This window comes from Mesorhizobium sp. LNJC405B00 (assembly GCF_000502615.1).
Lineage (GTDB): Bacteria > Pseudomonadota > Alphaproteobacteria > Rhizobiales > Rhizobiaceae > Mesorhizobium.
On record NZ_AYWC01000010.1, the window covers coordinates 164,667 to 178,531 of the forward strand.

11 protein-coding genes and 2 pseudogenes are annotated in these 13,865 nt (G+C 62.7%); 6 read left to right on the plus strand and 7 right to left on the minus strand.

The annotated features are described in order from the left end of the window. The first annotated feature begins 134 nt into the window (after window positions 1–134). Together X756_RS01000000165785 and X756_RS146210 are read left to right on the plus strand one after the other, a co-directional pair. Window positions 135–1,287, plus strand: a pseudogene (locus X756_RS01000000165785) (alanine dehydrogenase). A 275-nt stretch (window positions 1,288–1,562) separates the two neighbouring features. After that, window positions 1,563–2,798, plus strand: a complete 1,236-nt coding sequence (locus tag X756_RS146210) for an outer membrane beta-barrel protein (protein WP_084569944.1) — start codon at window positions 1,563–1,565, stop codon at window positions 2,796–2,798. Between the two features lie 389 nt (window positions 2,799–3,187). Here X756_RS146210 and X756_RS146200 read toward each other — a convergent pair whose 3' ends face one another. The 6 genes and pseudogenes from X756_RS146200 to X756_RS146180 all read right to left on the minus strand — a co-directional run bounded on the left by X756_RS146200 (window position 3,188) and on the right by X756_RS146180 (window position 7,207). Further along, window positions 3,188–3,655: a DUF1203 domain-containing protein gene (locus tag X756_RS146200; protein ID WP_023730656.1), complete on the minus strand. Its 468-nt coding sequence runs from the start codon at window positions 3,653–3,655 to the stop codon at window positions 3,188–3,190. Window positions 3,656–3,789: 134 nt separating this feature from the next. Then, window positions 3,790–3,888: pseudogene (locus tag X756_RS1000000170005) on the minus strand (OmpA family protein); the annotation flags it as partial. A gap of 25 nt (window positions 3,889–3,913) precedes the next feature. After that, a complete protein-coding gene (locus X756_RS146195) occupies window positions 3,914–4,477 on the minus strand; it encodes a GNAT family N-acetyltransferase (protein ID WP_023682574.1) in 564 nt (187 codons plus the stop codon). A gap of 5 nt (window positions 4,478–4,482) precedes the next feature. Then, window positions 4,483–5,334, minus strand: coding sequence for a 3-mercaptopyruvate sulfurtransferase (gene sseA / locus X756_RS146190; RefSeq protein ID WP_023730657.1), 852 nt, complete (start codon window positions 5,332–5,334; stop codon window positions 4,483–4,485). A gap of 95 nt (window positions 5,335–5,429) precedes the next feature. Beyond that, window positions 5,430–6,173 carry an alanyl-tRNA editing protein gene (locus X756_RS146185; RefSeq protein ID WP_023730659.1) on the minus strand — a complete coding sequence of 248 codons (744 nt, stop codon included), beginning with the start codon at window positions 6,171–6,173 and terminating at the stop codon, window positions 5,430–5,432. Then, window positions 6,173–7,207 (minus strand): cysteine synthase A, encoded by a 1,035-nt coding sequence (locus tag X756_RS146180; protein ID WP_023672785.1) that lies wholly within the window; start codon window positions 7,205–7,207, stop codon window positions 6,173–6,175. The genes X756_RS146185 and X756_RS146180 overlap by 1 nt, the downstream gene beginning before the upstream one ends. Before the next feature lie 214 nt (window positions 7,208–7,421). On the opposite strand from X756_RS146180, the gene X756_RS146175 reads away from it, so the two are divergent. After that, a complete protein-coding gene (locus tag X756_RS146175; RefSeq protein WP_023710548.1) occupies window positions 7,422–8,243 on the plus strand; it encodes an SDR family oxidoreductase in 822 nt (273 codons plus the stop codon). Between the two features lie 70 nt (window positions 8,244–8,313). After that, window positions 8,314–9,294 (plus strand): alpha/beta fold hydrolase, encoded by a 981-nt coding sequence (locus X756_RS146170; protein ID WP_023730660.1) that lies wholly within the window; start codon window positions 8,314–8,316, stop codon window positions 9,292–9,294. A 94-nt stretch (window positions 9,295–9,388) separates the two neighbouring features. On the opposite strand, the gene X756_RS146165 is transcribed toward X756_RS146170, so the two are convergent. Further along, window positions 9,389–10,792 carry a DEAD/DEAH box helicase gene (locus tag X756_RS146165; protein ID WP_286461048.1) on the minus strand — a complete coding sequence of 468 codons (1,404 nt, stop codon included), beginning with the start codon at window positions 10,790–10,792 and terminating at the stop codon, window positions 9,389–9,391. Window positions 10,793–11,232: 440 nt separating this feature from the next. On the opposite strand from X756_RS146165, the gene X756_RS146160 reads away from it, so the two are divergent. Beyond that, window positions 11,233–12,765, plus strand: a complete 1,533-nt coding sequence (locus tag X756_RS146160; protein ID WP_023730661.1) for an acyl-CoA carboxylase subunit beta — start codon at window positions 11,233–11,235, stop codon at window positions 12,763–12,765. Window positions 12,766–12,919: 154 nt separating this feature from the next. Further along, window positions 12,920–13,843, plus strand: coding sequence for a M48 family metallopeptidase (locus X756_RS146155; protein ID WP_196814072.1), 924 nt, complete (start codon window positions 12,920–12,922; stop codon window positions 13,841–13,843). The last annotated feature ends 22 nt before the right edge of the window (window positions 13,844–13,865 follow it).

Consider the following 13,865-nt stretch of genomic DNA (forward strand, 5'->3'; position numbering starts at 1 on the left):
TTCCTTGATTTCGCGCAACGATTATCGAAACGCGTGACCCCGCGCAAGCGCATTCGCAAACACCTGCGCAACGATTCGTGGTTCACTCGGTTGATACAGGGAACGAGCCCGAAGGGCCGGATCAGGAGAAGACTATGCGCGTCGGCTGCCCCAAGGAAATCAAGAACCACGAATACCGCGTCGGCCTGACGCCGGGCTCCGTCCGCGAATATGTCGCGCATGGCCATGAAGTGCTGGTCGAAAGCGGCGCCGGCGCCGGCATCGGCGCCGATGACAATGCCTACCGCGCCGCCGGCGCCACCATCGCCAGGACCGCCGCCGACGTGTTCGCCAAGTCGGACATGATCGTCAAGGTCAAGGAGCCGCAGCCCAACGAATGGGCGCAGCTGCGCGACGGTCAGATCCTCTACACCTATCTGCACCTGGCCCCGGATCCGGAGCAGACCAAGGGCCTGCTCGCGTCCGGCGTCACCGCAATCGCCTATGAGACCGTAACCGACGACCGCGGCGGCCTGCCGCTCCTGGCGCCGATGTCGGAAGTTNGGCGCCCTGCCGCTCTTGGCGCCGATGTCGGAAGTTGCCGGCCGCCTGTCGATCCAGGCCGGCGCGACCGCGCTGCAGAAGGCCAATGGTGGCCGCGGCGTGCTGCTCGGCGGCGTGCCCGGCGTACTGCCCGGCAAGGTCACCGTGCTCGGCGGCGGCGTCGTCGGCCTGCATGCCGCCCGCATGGCGGTCGGCCTCGGCGCCGACGTCACCATCATCGACCGCTCGATCCCGCGCCTGCGCCAGCTGGACGACCTCTTTACCGGCCGCGTCCACACCCGCTACTCCACAGTCGAGGCGCTTGAGGAAGAATGCTTCTCGGCCGACATCGTCGTCGGCGCCGTGCTCATCCCGGGTGCTGCTGCACCCAAGCTGGTGACCCGCGAAATGCTGTCGGGCATGAAGAAGGGCTCGGTGCTGGTCGACGTCGCCATCGACCAGGGCGGCTGTTTCGAGACCTCGCACGCCACTACCCATGCCGAGCCGACCTATGAGGTCGACGGCGTGATCCACTACTGCGTCGCCAACATGCCGGGAGCCGTGCCGGTGACCTCGGCGCACGCGCTCAACAACGCGACGCTGCATTTTGGCCTGCAGCTGGCCGACAAGGGCCTGAAGGCGCTGGTCGACGACCATCATTTGCGCAACGGTCTCAATGTCCACAGGGGCAAGATCACCAATCGCGCCGTCGCCGAAGCACTCGGCTATGAGCTGGTCGAACCGAAAGTGGTTCTGGCTGCCTGACCAGACGCCTTAATCGACTCAAGCAGTTCTGCCTCCCTCACCCGCCGGTTGCGCCGGCGGGTTTTTTATTGGCTGCGTGCTCACAAATTGCGGGCTCTAAGGCAACATCACGGCGAAACGGCCCGGCTTGGCGGTGCTTTTGCCTGCCGATGTGGCATTTTTGTCATTCCAATATTGGCGAGCGTCCTGTTAGAACACGGACGGGTTTGTTCTTATGCTAAGGGGCTAAAATGTTCATCTCTGCTAAATCCGTTCTTCTCGGGGCCGTTTCGGCAATGGCTTTGATATCGGTAGCGCATGCCGCCGATGTTGTGCAGCCAGTGGAAGAACCTGCCGGTTTCAACTGGAGCGGCGCCTATGTCGGCATCGGCGGCGGCTTCGGCGCCACCGTGCATCGCATCAGCGTCGACCCGGTGATCGACTTCAACGGGATCGGCGGCAACGGCGTGTTTGGCGAAATCACCGCCGGCTACGACTATATGGTCTCCGAGCGCTTCCTGCTTGGCGGCTTTATCGACGCAAACATCGGGAATATCGGTCCGTCGATCAGCCTTCCGGGCGCTGATATCGACCTGACGAACGCTTATGGCTTCGACGTCGGCTTGCGCGCCGGCTATCTCTTGAACCCCGATACGCTCGGCTATGTGCTCGGCGGCTACACCTGGAACCATTTCAAGCTCGAGGGTTCGGGCTTTGCCGACGGTCTTGATTTCACGGAGAACCGTGGCGGCTATGTCGTCGGCGTTGGCATGGAAACCGTGCTGCGCGGCAACTGGACGATCAAGACCGAGTACCGCTACGCCAACTATGGCGACGACTCGGTGGCTGACCTCGGCATTATCGGCGGCCCGGGGACCTCTCTGGATGTCGAGCCATCCAGCCATACCTTCCACATCGCGGCCAACTACCGCTTCGGCGCCCAGAATGGCGGCGGTGCCTCGTTTGCTGCTCCGACCTACAACTGGACCGGCTTCTATGTCGGCGGCGCGCTTGGCGCCGGCACTGTAGTGCATGACCTGACGCTCGCCAGCGCCCTCGAATTGGATGGCATCGGCGGCGAAGGCGTGTTCGGCGAGGCGAGCATCGGTTACGACCATGATTTCGGCGGCTGGGTCGCCGGCGTTCTGGTCGACGCCCGCTATTCCGGCATACGCTCGAAGCTGGACATTCCGGGTGGGTCGATCAAAGGCGATGCCGACTATGGCTTCGATGCCCTGGCCCGCATCGGCGCCAAGGTCAACGAATCGACGCTGGCCTATGTCCTCGGCGGTTACAGCTGGCAGCATTTCGACCTGCATGCCTCCTCGCCCGTTGGCGACATCATCGACTGGGGCTCGAGCGGCTTCTCGGTCGGCGGCGGCCTGGAAACGGCCGTTTCCAGCAACATGACGCTTGGTCTCGAATACCGCTATTCGCAGTATGAGAAAGAGGATTTCGGTTCGGACGGCTTCCTCACCGACGAGCCTTCCTTCCAGACCGTTCGCGTCGGCGCGAAGTATAAATTCAACTAAACGCCGCACACACACACGGCGAAGGCCCGTCGGTCAATTCCGGCGGGCTTTTTCTTTGCGCAAAATTCCTGACGTCGGAATTGAACAGGCTGGCGGACAACAAAAAAGCGGAGCCAAAGCCCCGCTTCCTCGGTCGTCGAGATCCCCGCCGGTTCATCCGCGGTCGGCAATCCATCGACGCTGGTTTTTAGCGCGAGAATGCGACGGGAGTACGACAAGTCCCAACCGGCATCGGCGTGAGTCGCCATGCCGGCGACAATCGCGATGCTGTGTGAAGTGCTTCACATCCGCCATTCGAAAAGCATGCGCAGACAGAGCTGCCAACTTGACGGATCGAGCCGTCACACGGTTCCCAACTGCCCGCCAGACCACCGGCGGGCATCTTTTTGTCAGAAACGCTCGATGCGGCACTGATAACAATTGTTGCGCGCCGAGCGGACCTGGACATAGGCGATGTCAGCGCGCTCAAACAGCGTCTCTGCCCGCGCCGCAATGCCGCCAGCCGGAATGACGCCGCCGCTGCCATAGACGATGCGGTCATCCGCACCATAGCCGCGCACGATATAGTCGCTGCTGTCAAGCATCTCTGGAAGCGCTTCCGTCTCGGCTGCGCGTTCGCATTCCTGCGCATGCAGGAAGATCGGTCCTGTCTCGGCGTAAGGCTGCAACGCCGGAAACGGCCGGTAGGCCAGGATCAGATAGTAATCGCCTTCGGTGACGTTTCTCAGGCAATGCCGGCACGGCACGCCGTCGCCATCGGAAACCTTCCGCTCCGGCGTTTGGCCATAGGCGTCCGCCCCGCCGCGCTGCAGCGCTCTCACATCTTCTGTCGGCAAGGCTTTGAACTGGACGGTCATGGCTAAATCTCCGGTGTGGTTGACCGGAAATTATGCCCCCGCCGAGGTACTTCCCACCCGATTCCTGTCAACTGTCAGCAGCCCGGCCAGTCTCAGGCCGGACTGCTTCGGCATTGGGCAGGTCCCGCGCCGGCTCAGCGGATGAAATCGTCGAAGCGGCGCAGCGTCACCCGGCGCCTGCGCCAGTTCTCGTCCTGGGTCCGCACGAGCAGGAATTTCTCGCCATCAACGGTCGGTTCGGCCTTCAGTCGGAGAAAGTCACGGCCGCATGACGCTGGCCGAGCGCTCGGCGAACGACAGCGGGTGCACGGTCTCCTTCTTTTGCGCCACCGGCGCAAAACCGAGCTTCTGGTAGAGCGGCAAGGCAGCCGGATGGTCGAGCGTGCAGGTCTGCACCGTTACCCGTTTCGGCCCATACGACCATGCTGCGGCAATCGCCGCACCGAGGAACCAACGGCCGATGCCTTGCCCGGTCGCATGTTCCATCATGCCGAAATAAGCGAGTTCGACTTCCTCTGGCAAATGCGGCTTGAGGTCGAAGAACCCGGCCGGCGCGCCGTCGAGATAAAGCACCCTGATGTCGCGGTCCTCGCGGTGGATGCCGGCGGCAAGCTCGTCATCGTCCAGCCTCAGCACATTGACCCAGTGCCATTTGCGTCCGACCCGATCCATGAGATAGCGGTAGAAATGCAGCGGAATGTCCTTGGTCCTGAGCAGCGCGATCTGCCTGTTGTAGGGCAACGGCGGCGAATAGGCCGGCGGCACATGCATTTCCAGAAACGTGACCGTAACCTCGATGTCGTCCAGCGCGCCATTTTCCATCGCCATCATTCCTTGCCCCTCACCACGGGCGTGTCTGCCAGCCCGCCCCATTCCGTCCATGAGCCGTCATAGAGCCGGTTGTCGGTGTAGCCGAGCGTCTCCAGCGCCAGAGTGACGACAGCCGCCGTGATGCCGGAACCGCAAGAGGTGACGACCGGTTTCGACAGATCGATACCGGCATCCTCAACGGCCTTGCGCAACTGGTCCTTCGACAACAGCGCGCCATCCTGTGACAGCGCCGAATAAGGCAAATTGTGCGCGCCGGGCATGTGGCCGGAGCGAACACCCGCGCGGGGCTCTGGCTCGGCGCCGGTGAAGCGGCCCGCGCCTCGGGCGTCCGCAATCTGGCTCTCGCCAGTCTCGACGATGCGGCGCATGTCGGCAAGGCGGGCGACGCGAGCGGCATCGAAATCGGCATGAAACACATTCGGCGCGATCTTGGTCGGCTCCGCTGTCACCGGCCGGCCCGCCGCCTTCCAGCGGTCGAAGCCGCCGTCGAGCACATAGACCTGGAACACGCCCATGACGCGGAACATCCACCAGGCGCGCGGCGCCGAGAAGAAACCCGGACCGTCATAGACGACAATGGTGTCGTCGGCCGAAATTCCCATGGCGCCTACATATTGCGCGAAATGCTGTGGCGAGGGCAGCGTGTGCGGCAGCTTGGCATCAGGATCGGAGGCCGCATCATGATCGAAGAATCGCGCACCCGGAATATGCGCAGCCTCATACTCGGCGCGCGCATCGCGCTTCTGCGCCGGCAGATACCAGGATGCATCGACGATCGTCAGGCCGGGCTCGCCAAGACGGCTCTGCAACCAGTCCGCATCGACGGTGAAAGGGCTGTCATCGGCCATTGTTCTTCTCCTGCTCCGCCTTGGCGAAGCATTGCTTCCTGTTGACCATGATCTTCCCCGAAAACCAGCTTCCACTTTTCGGGATCATGGTTCGTTCAAGCTACCGGCGGCGGTCCGAAGCGAATGCGAAAACGCCGGTTTTCGCGGCCCTTCTTCTCGATCTTGCCGATATGGATTTCACCGACTTCGCCGGTGCTTTTGACATGGGTGCCGCCGCAGGGCTGGCTGTCGATCGAAGCGTTGTCGCCGATGCAGACCAGGCGGATCTTGCCGGTGCCGGCGGGCGGCCGGACATTCTTGGATTTCACCAGGCCAGGATTGGCTGCCAGTTCCTCGTCGGTGATCAGCCTGATGAAGATCGGATGATCGGCTCGCACCAGTTCCATCAGCCCGGCGGTGACGTCTTCCCTGGTGAAGCCGGCATCGGGAGCGTCGAAGTCGACGCGGCTGTCATCTTCGGAAACCGCAGCACCGGTAATCGGAAACGGACAGACGACGGTGAGCAAATGGCAAGCTGCGTGCATGCGCATCAGGAGATGCCGCCGCTCCCAGTCGATGGCGAGTTTCACCCGCTCACCGACCTCGGGTGCCGGCTGCTCCGGCGCCGGCACATGGATGATCTCGTCCTTGGTCTCGCCGGTGATGGTTGCGGCAATGGCGATGCGGCTGCCGTCGGCGCGCTCTAATGTTCCGGTATCGCCAGGCTGGCCGCCCGATGTGGCATAGAAGATGGTCCGGTCGAGAATGATGCCGCCGCGCTCGTTGATGGCGACAACAGTGGCGTCAGCCGCTCTGAGATAGGCGTCGTCGCGAAACAGCGCTTCTGTTCTGTGCGCCATCAGGCGACCTTCTCATACGGCACCGGAATTGTGCTGCGCTCATCCATCCAGCCCGGCACCGGCAGGTTCTTCTCGCGCAGGAATTCCGGGTTGAACAGCTTCGACTGGTAGCGCGTGCCATAGTCGGCAAGGATGGTCACGATGGTGTGGCCGGGGCCAAGCTCGCGCGCCAGCCGTATCGCGCCGGCAATGTTGATGCCGGTCGAACCGCCGACGCACAGGCCTTCTTCCTGGATCAGGTCGAAGACGATCGGCAGCGCTTCCTCGTCCGGCACCTGGAACGAGAAGTCCGGCGTGAACCCATCGAGATTTGCCGTGATGCGCCCCTGCCCTATCCCTTCGGTGATCGAGCTGCCGTCGGACTTCAATTCGCCACTCGTGTAGAAGGAATAGAGCGCCGCACCTAGCGGATCGGCGAGCGCGATCTTGACGTTGCTGCTCCTGGCCTTCAGCCCGAAGGCGACGCCGGCCAGCGTTCCGCCCGAACCCACCGCCGAGACGAAACCGTCGACCTTGCCGCCGGTCTGCGTCCAGATTTCTTCCGCCGTGGTGCGGATATGGCCGTCGCGATTGGCAACGTTGTCGAACTGGTTGGCCCAGATCGCGCCGTTCGGCTCCGACCTCGCCATCTGCTCGGCTAGCCGCCCCGACAGTTTCACGTAGTTGTTGGGGTTCTTGTAAGGCACCGCCGGCACTTCGATCAGCTCGGCGCCAAGCAGCTTGATCGTGTCCTTCTTTTCCTGGCTCTGGGTGTCGGGAATGACGATCACTGTGCGATAGCCCAGCGCCTTGGCAACCAGCGTCAGGCCGATGCCGGTATTGCCGGCCGTGCCTTCGACGATGACCCCGCCCGGCTTCAACAGCCCGCGCTGTTCGGCGTCGCGGATGATGAACAGGCCTGCGCGATCCTTGACCGACTGGCCGGGGTTCATGAACTCGGCCTTGCCCAGGATCTCGCAGCCGGTCTGCTCCGAGGCCTTGTTGAGGCGGATCAGGGGCGTGTTGCCGATCGCTTCGATCACAGAACGGGGCATCCGGGATTCCTTATGTAGCTGCGGCGAGACCCTAGAAACCCGAAGCGTGCGTTTCAAGGCAAGAATTCGCCTGGTCCAGTCGCATTTCGGGCACTGCAATCTCCCGCGGCCGCACAAAGCGCGATGACTATCATTTCGGCCAGTACGGAAAAGCGCTCTTTTCATTCGATTTTTTCACCGCTAGAGCACTAATGACAGATCGGCAGGGCGCAGAATGACACTTTACCGGGCCAACCCGAAGCACGGCGTCGCCTGGATAACCGGCGGCAGCAGCGGCATCGGCCGTGCGCTGGCCAAAGACCTCGCGTCAAAGGGCTTTGTCGTCGCGGTCACCGCACTCGACGGCGACCCACTCGACGCGCTCATCGTCGAGACGGCGCAGATGCCGGGACGTGTCGCCGCCTATCCTTGCGACGTCACCGATGAGCCGCGCATGGCAAGCACGGTGGCGGCGATTGAAAAGGAGCTCGGGCCGATCGTGCTCGCCGTCTTTAACGCCGGCAACTACATCGCCACGCCCGGCGAAGACCTCAGGGTCCGCGACTTTCGCCAGACCTTCGAGGTCAACTATTTCGGTATCATCAATGGCCTCGTCCCGCTCATGGAGCGCATGCGCATCCGTGCGCGCGGCCATATCGTGCTTGTCGGATCGGTTACCGCCTATTTCGGCTGGCCGACCACGGCGGCCTATGGCGGCTCGAAGGCGGCGATCAACATCCTGGCCGAGTCGCTGAAATACGATTTCGACAAGATGAATGTCCGGATCCAGGTGATGAATCCGGGCTTCATCGACACGCCGCTGACCGAAAAGAACATGCTGCCAATGCCGGGACTGATGCCGGTCAACCGCGCCTCGCGCCGCATGCTGCGCGGCATCGAGCATGGCGGCTTTGAGGTTACCTTCCCTCACCGGCTGAGCTGGGGGCTGAAGCTGCTGGCACTGCTGCCAAGGCCAGTCTGCCGGTGGTTCATCAGCACGGCGACCCGCTGGACAGGGCGGCCGCTGAATTTCGACCGCAAGCCGCCGAACGAATAGCTGTCCACAGCCCGGCTGTTGCCTGACTGCACCGGCCGCCATAGGCTTTAGAATTGTTGTGGTGTCTGAGATGGGGCGACGGATCGTGCTTGCGGTGCTGGGCGTCGTCATCATCCTTGTCCTGGCCCTCCTGCTTGGTCCGCGCGTTCCCGTCGACACAACAATCAGCTTCGACCCCAAGGTGATCGGCGACGATCCGCAAGCGTATATCGCGCGTGAAGAGGCTACCGTGCCCAACGTCCGCGACGCGCTCGAGAAAGAAATCATCTGGGCCGATCCGATGGTTCACGCCAAGACGCCATTGGCGATTGTCTATATCCATGGCTTTTCGGCATCGAAGGGCGAGGTTCGCCCGCTGGCCGACGAGGTCGCCGACCAACTCGACGCCAACCTTTTCTACACCCGCCTCACCGGTCATGGTCAGGACGGCGCTGCTATGGCGCAAGGCAGCGTCAATGCCTGGATCAACGACTATGAGGAGGCGCTCGCCATCGGCCGGGCCATCGGCGACAAGGTGATCGTCATCGGCACCTCGACCGGTGGATCGCTGGCGGCATGGGCGGCGACTGAGCCTGGCGCATCGGACGGCGTCGCTGCAATCGCATTCATCTCGCCGAATTTCGGCGTCAGGGCTGCAGGCGCCGAGCTGCTGACCATGCCCTGGGGCAGGCAGATCGCCGAGTTCGTCGGCGGCAAGGAGCGCAGCTTTCCGACCCGCAACGCGCTGCACGAGAAACTCTGGACGCACACATATCCAATGGCAGCCGTGCTACCGATGGCGGCGCTGACCAACCTTGCCTACGCAGCGCCTGTGGAGAAGGCAACCATACCGGCGCTGTTCATCTTCTCGGATTCCGACAAGGTGGTGCGCCAGGATCGCACCCGCGAAATCGCCGGCCGCTGGGGCGCACCGCATGAACTGGTGCCCGTCGACGACAATGGCGATCCCGACAACCACGTCATTGCCGGCGACGCGCTGTCGCCCTCGACCACGGCATTCCTGGCGCAGCGGATCGTCGTGTGGGTTCAGGCAACTACCGGGCAGCCCTAAACGAAAAAGGACGGCCGAAGCATTGCCCCGGCCGTCCTCATATTCAATCGTCAGCAATCAAGCCAGGCTCGACGAGCCTGACCGGTTCGTCTGATCAGGCAGCCCGCGCCGCGGGCCGCTTGCCGCCGAAGCGGCGCTTGTTGTTGCCCTTGAAGGCCTTGGCGCCTTCCGGCTTGCGCTCGCTTGCACCCGCAAAGGCCGGCTTGTCACCAAAACGCTTCTTGGCGAAGCCGTTGTTCTGGCCACCGGGCCGCCTGCCGTCGCGACGGCCATTGCGGTCGTTGCGATCATTGGCGGGCTCGAAGCGCTCGTTCTTTTCGGCCGGATTGCGCACCGGATCCGGGCTGCCGAGATGGTCGGCAACGATCGGCAGCTTGCTGCGGATGATGCGCTCGACCTGACGCAGCTTGCTGTTTTCGGAAGGATCGCAAAGCGTGATGGCGATGCCGTCCATGCCGTTACGGCCGGTACGGCCGATGCGGTGGACATAGCTTTCGGCCTCATCCGGCAGGTCGAAATTCACCACATGGCTGATGCCGGGAACGTCAATGCCGCGCGCCGCGATGTCGGTCGCCACAAGAATGCGCACCGAGCCCTCGCGGAAATCGTTGAGCGCCTTCTGGCGGGCGTTCTGCGACTTGTTGCCGTGGATGACGGCGGCCTTGAAGCCGTCGCGTTCGAGGTCCTTGGTCACCCGGTCGGCGCCATGTTTGGTGCGCGAAAAGATGATGACGGACTTCATCGCTTCGTCGGCGAGCATCGTCGACAGCACCTGGCGCTTCTGCTTGGTGCGGGCAAAGACAACGCCCTGCACGATTTCGGCAGCAGCGGTGCTCTGCGGCGCGACTTCGACGCGGATCGGGTTCTTCAACAGGCCCTTCGCCAGTTCGGCGATTTCATTGGGCATGGTGGCCGAGAACAGCACCGTCTGACGGTCGGGCGCGGTCGCCTTGGCGATCCGCTTGACGTCGTTGATGAAGCCCATGTCGAGCATGCGGTCGCCCTCGTCGAGCACCAGCCATTTGGTGTCGGAAAGGATGAGGTCGCCCTCGCGCACCAGGTCGGTCAGGCGGCCGGGCGTGGCGATCAGGATGTCGACGCCGGGCGCAACCTTCTTCACCTGGCTGAAGCGCGAGACGCCGCCAAGCACGAGAGCGGTTGAGACATGCGCGCCCTTGGCGAGGATCTTGATGGTGTCCTCGATCTGGACGGCGAGTTCGCGCGTCGGCGCCAGGATCAGCGCACGGGTGGTCTTGGCCCGGCGCTTGGTGCCGAGCGCGATGATCTTCGACAGGATCGGCAGCGCGAAGGCCGCGGTCTTGCCGGAGCCGGTCTGGGCGATGCCGAAGATATCACGGCCTTCCATCTGCGGCGGGATCGCCTGCGTCTGGATCGGCTTCGGCTCGGTGAAGCCGGCGCCATGCGTCGCCTTGAGCAGCGCGCCGGTGATCCCAAGAGCTGCGAAACCGGTAAGGTCCGCAGTGGTGCCGGTCGAGATTGCGTTACCGGCTGAGGTGTTTTCGTTGGTCAAAATAGTCTTCTTTCACGCGGTCTTGGCCGCAAACATCGATGGCGGCAGGGCGCAACCTGCCGTCGAAAAATTTGATATGAAACGACAAGGCGGGCGGACGGTAACGTCCACTCGGCTACGCTGTCGTGCCCGCAGGCGTCATGCCACGGGGCTCTTTCGCCACTTCGTGATGTATCGGAAAGAGAGGCCGATATACCGGAAAGAGGGAAAACAGACGCAACCAGTCTCATTTGTCGAGAAGGCCGGAATCTCCGGCCCAAGCGCCTATGGGCTGCATATGGCTGAGTTCGCTCCGGAATGCAAGGGGCCACATGTTGCAGCGCAATAATCGAGGCCGAAAGCGGCGCTTGCACACGCCTGCAGGCATCATTACCACAAATGCAGCTGCCATTTCTGGAGACCGAGCGATGAAGGACGTGCTGAAGGAACTCGAGCGCCGCCGCGAGATCGCCCGCATGGGTGGCGGCCAGGCCCGCATCGACGCCCAGCACAAGAAGGGCAAGCTGACGGCGCGCGAACGTATCGAGGTCTTTCTCGACGAAGGCTCGTTCGAGGAGTTCGACATGTATGTCGAGCATCGCTCGACCGACTTCGGCATGGAGAAAACCAAGATCGCCGGCGATGGTGTCGTCACCGGCTGGGGCACCGTCAATGGCCGTCCGGTCTATCTCTTCGCCAAGGACTTTACCGTCTTCGGCGGCTCGCTGTCGGAGGCGCACGCCGAAAAGGTCATCAAGGTGCAGGAGATGGCGCTGCGTAATCGCGCGCCGATCATCGGCATCTACGACGCCGGCGGCGCCCGCATCCAGGAAGGCGTGGCGGCGCTAGGCGGCTATGCCGAGATCTTTCAGCGCAACGTGCTCGCATCCGGCGTCATTCCTCAGATTTCCGTGATCATGGGCCCGTGCGCCGGCGGCGACGTCTATTCGCCTGCGATGACCGACTTCATCTTCATGGTGCGCGACACCTCTTACATGTTCGTCACCGGGCCGGATGTGGTCAAAACGGTCACCAACGAGACGGTGACGGCCGAGAGCCTTGGCGGCGCGTCCGTCCACACGACGAAATCCTCGATCGCCGATGGCGCCTACGACAATGACGTCGAGGCGCTGTTGCAGATGCGCCGGCTGGTAGACCTTTTGCCCGCGTCAAATACGTCGGAGCTTCCTGAGATCGAGTGCTACCAGTCGGTCACCGACCATGATCTGTCGCTCGACCGGCTGATCCCAGAGAACGCCAACAAGCCTTACGACATCAAGGAGCTGATCCTCAAAGTTGCCGATGAAGGCGATTTCTTCGAGATCCAGCAGAACTTTGCCAAGAACATCGTCACCGGTTTCGGCCGCGTCGAAGGCCGCACCGTCGGCTTCGTCGCCAACCAGCCGATGGTGCTGGCCGGCGTGCTCGATTCCGACGCAAGCCGCAAAGCGGCGCGCTTCGTGCGCTTCTGCGACTGTTTTTCCATTCCCATCGTCACCTTCGTCGACGTCCCCGGCTTCCTGCCCGGCACCGCGCAGGAATATGGCGGCCTGATCAAGCATGGCGCGAAACTCCTGTTTGCCTACGCCGAGGCGACCGTGCCGAAAATCACGGTCATCACCCGCAAAGCCTATGGCGGCGCCTATGACGTGATGGCCTCAAAACATCTGCGCGGCGATATGAACTATGCCTGGCCGACGGCGCAGATCGCGGTGATGGGGGCGAGAGGCGCGGTCGAGATCATCTACCGCAAGGATATTGGCGACGCCGAAAAGATCGCAGCTCACACAAAGGCTTACGAGGACCGTTTCCTGTCGCCCTTCGTCGCCGCCGAACGCGGCTATGTCGACGAGGTGATCATGCCGCATTCGACCCGCCGCCGCATTGCCCGGGCACTGCGCATGCTGCGCAACAAGGACATGCAGAACCCTTGGAAGAAGCACGACAACATCCCGTTGTAAACATCCAATGTCGCGACTGATCATCAGCGCCGGTCGGCGGTTTGGCAGGTTCACGGTCCTGTTTTTCGTTGTTCCCGCTCTCATCATCTTCTGCGTCTGGATGTCCCTGCTCGACAACCATCCAATCTGGTTTATCGCCAGCGGCTTCGTCGTCATGCCGATCGCCACCACGGCCTTGGCATTTCTGTTCGGCACATTGTTTGCGGGCTTCCGACGCAGCAAGATCAAAGGCGTCAGTGAAGCAGAAGCGCCCGGCCTGTGGGCGCTGTGGCGGAGCGTCGCCGGACCGCGCCGTGCTGCGCGCACGGTTGTCATACTAGAGGGCAACCTGAACGCCAGCGTGCGCGAAGAGCGCACGCTTCTCGGCCTTCTCGGCAATCGGCTGTTTCTAACCATTGGCATCCCTCTCCTCGCAGTGACCGATGAAAGAGCGCTTGCCGCGATCCTTGCCCATGAGGACGCGCATGTGCGCAACAAGGATACCAATGGCAGCCTCAATCTCGCTGAGTTCGAAAACGGTTTCGGATTTGTCTTCGAGTATGCCCCGCCCGGAACCACGATCACAGGCAGCCTGCTCCACGCCGCTATCGGCTGGCTGTCGCAATCGTTCGAGCGGGAAGAAATCCGGCTTTCGCGCGAAGCGGAGATCAAGGCAGATCGACACGCGGCATCCTCCGGCGACGCCGAGCACGCCGCACGCGCGCTGTTGCTTCTTGCCACGGCAGACGTGCATTTCACGGAGACGGTCTATGACCCTTTGCAGCATGAATTGCGAGGTGCTTTGCGTCCGCCGCGACCGCCGCTCGAGCGCATGCTGGAAGCTGCCGGCCAGCTGCGAGAACCCATTTGCCTCGATGTTTGCGCCCGCAAGGCGTGGGCAAGCCCGGATGACGCAAAGTCCACCCATCCATCATGGGCTCAACGGCTGGCGGCGCTTGGATATACGGAGCCGCCCGACCTGGACCCGATCGCCGTGACCGCGCTCTCGACGCTGCTGAACTCGAGCGTAGCACAGCGCCACATTTCGGAATTCGACACCAAATGGACTGCGCGGATGGAAGACTATCTCCAGCGCTGAACTGGTGGTCGCCCAACTCGCA

Excerpts from the sequence above, each read along its gene's own strand:
- X756_RS146210 (WP_084569944.1), top strand. The coding sequence starts at position 1,563 with ATGGCTTTGATATCGGTAGCGCATGCCGCCGATGTTGTGCAGCCAGTG.
- X756_RS146200 (WP_023730656.1), bottom strand. The coding sequence starts at position 3,655 with ATGACCGTCCAGTTCAAAGCCTTGCCGACAGAAGATGTGAGAGCGCTG.
- X756_RS146195 (WP_023682574.1), bottom strand. The coding sequence starts at position 4,477 with ATGGAAAATGGCGCGCTGGACGACATCGAGGTTACGGTCACGTTTCTG.
- sseA (WP_023730657.1), bottom strand. The coding sequence starts at position 5,334 with ATGGCCGATGACAGCCCTTTCACCGTCGATGCGGACTGGTTGCAGAGC.
- X756_RS146185 (WP_023730659.1), bottom strand. The coding sequence starts at position 6,173 with ATGGCGCACAGAACAGAAGCGCTGTTTCGCGACGACGCCTATCTCAGA.
- X756_RS146180 (WP_023672785.1), bottom strand. The coding sequence starts at position 7,207 with ATGCCCCGTTCTGTGATCGAAGCGATCGGCAACACGCCCCTGATCCGC.
- X756_RS146175 (WP_023710548.1), top strand. The coding sequence starts at position 7,422 with ATGACACTTTACCGGGCCAACCCGAAGCACGGCGTCGCCTGGATAACC.
- X756_RS146170 (WP_023730660.1), top strand. The coding sequence starts at position 8,314 with ATGGGGCGACGGATCGTGCTTGCGGTGCTGGGCGTCGTCATCATCCTT.
- X756_RS146160 (WP_023730661.1), top strand. The coding sequence starts at position 11,233 with ATGAAGGACGTGCTGAAGGAACTCGAGCGCCGCCGCGAGATCGCCCGC.
- X756_RS146155 (WP_196814072.1), top strand. The coding sequence starts at position 12,920 with ATGCCGATCGCCACCACGGCCTTGGCATTTCTGTTCGGCACATTGTTT.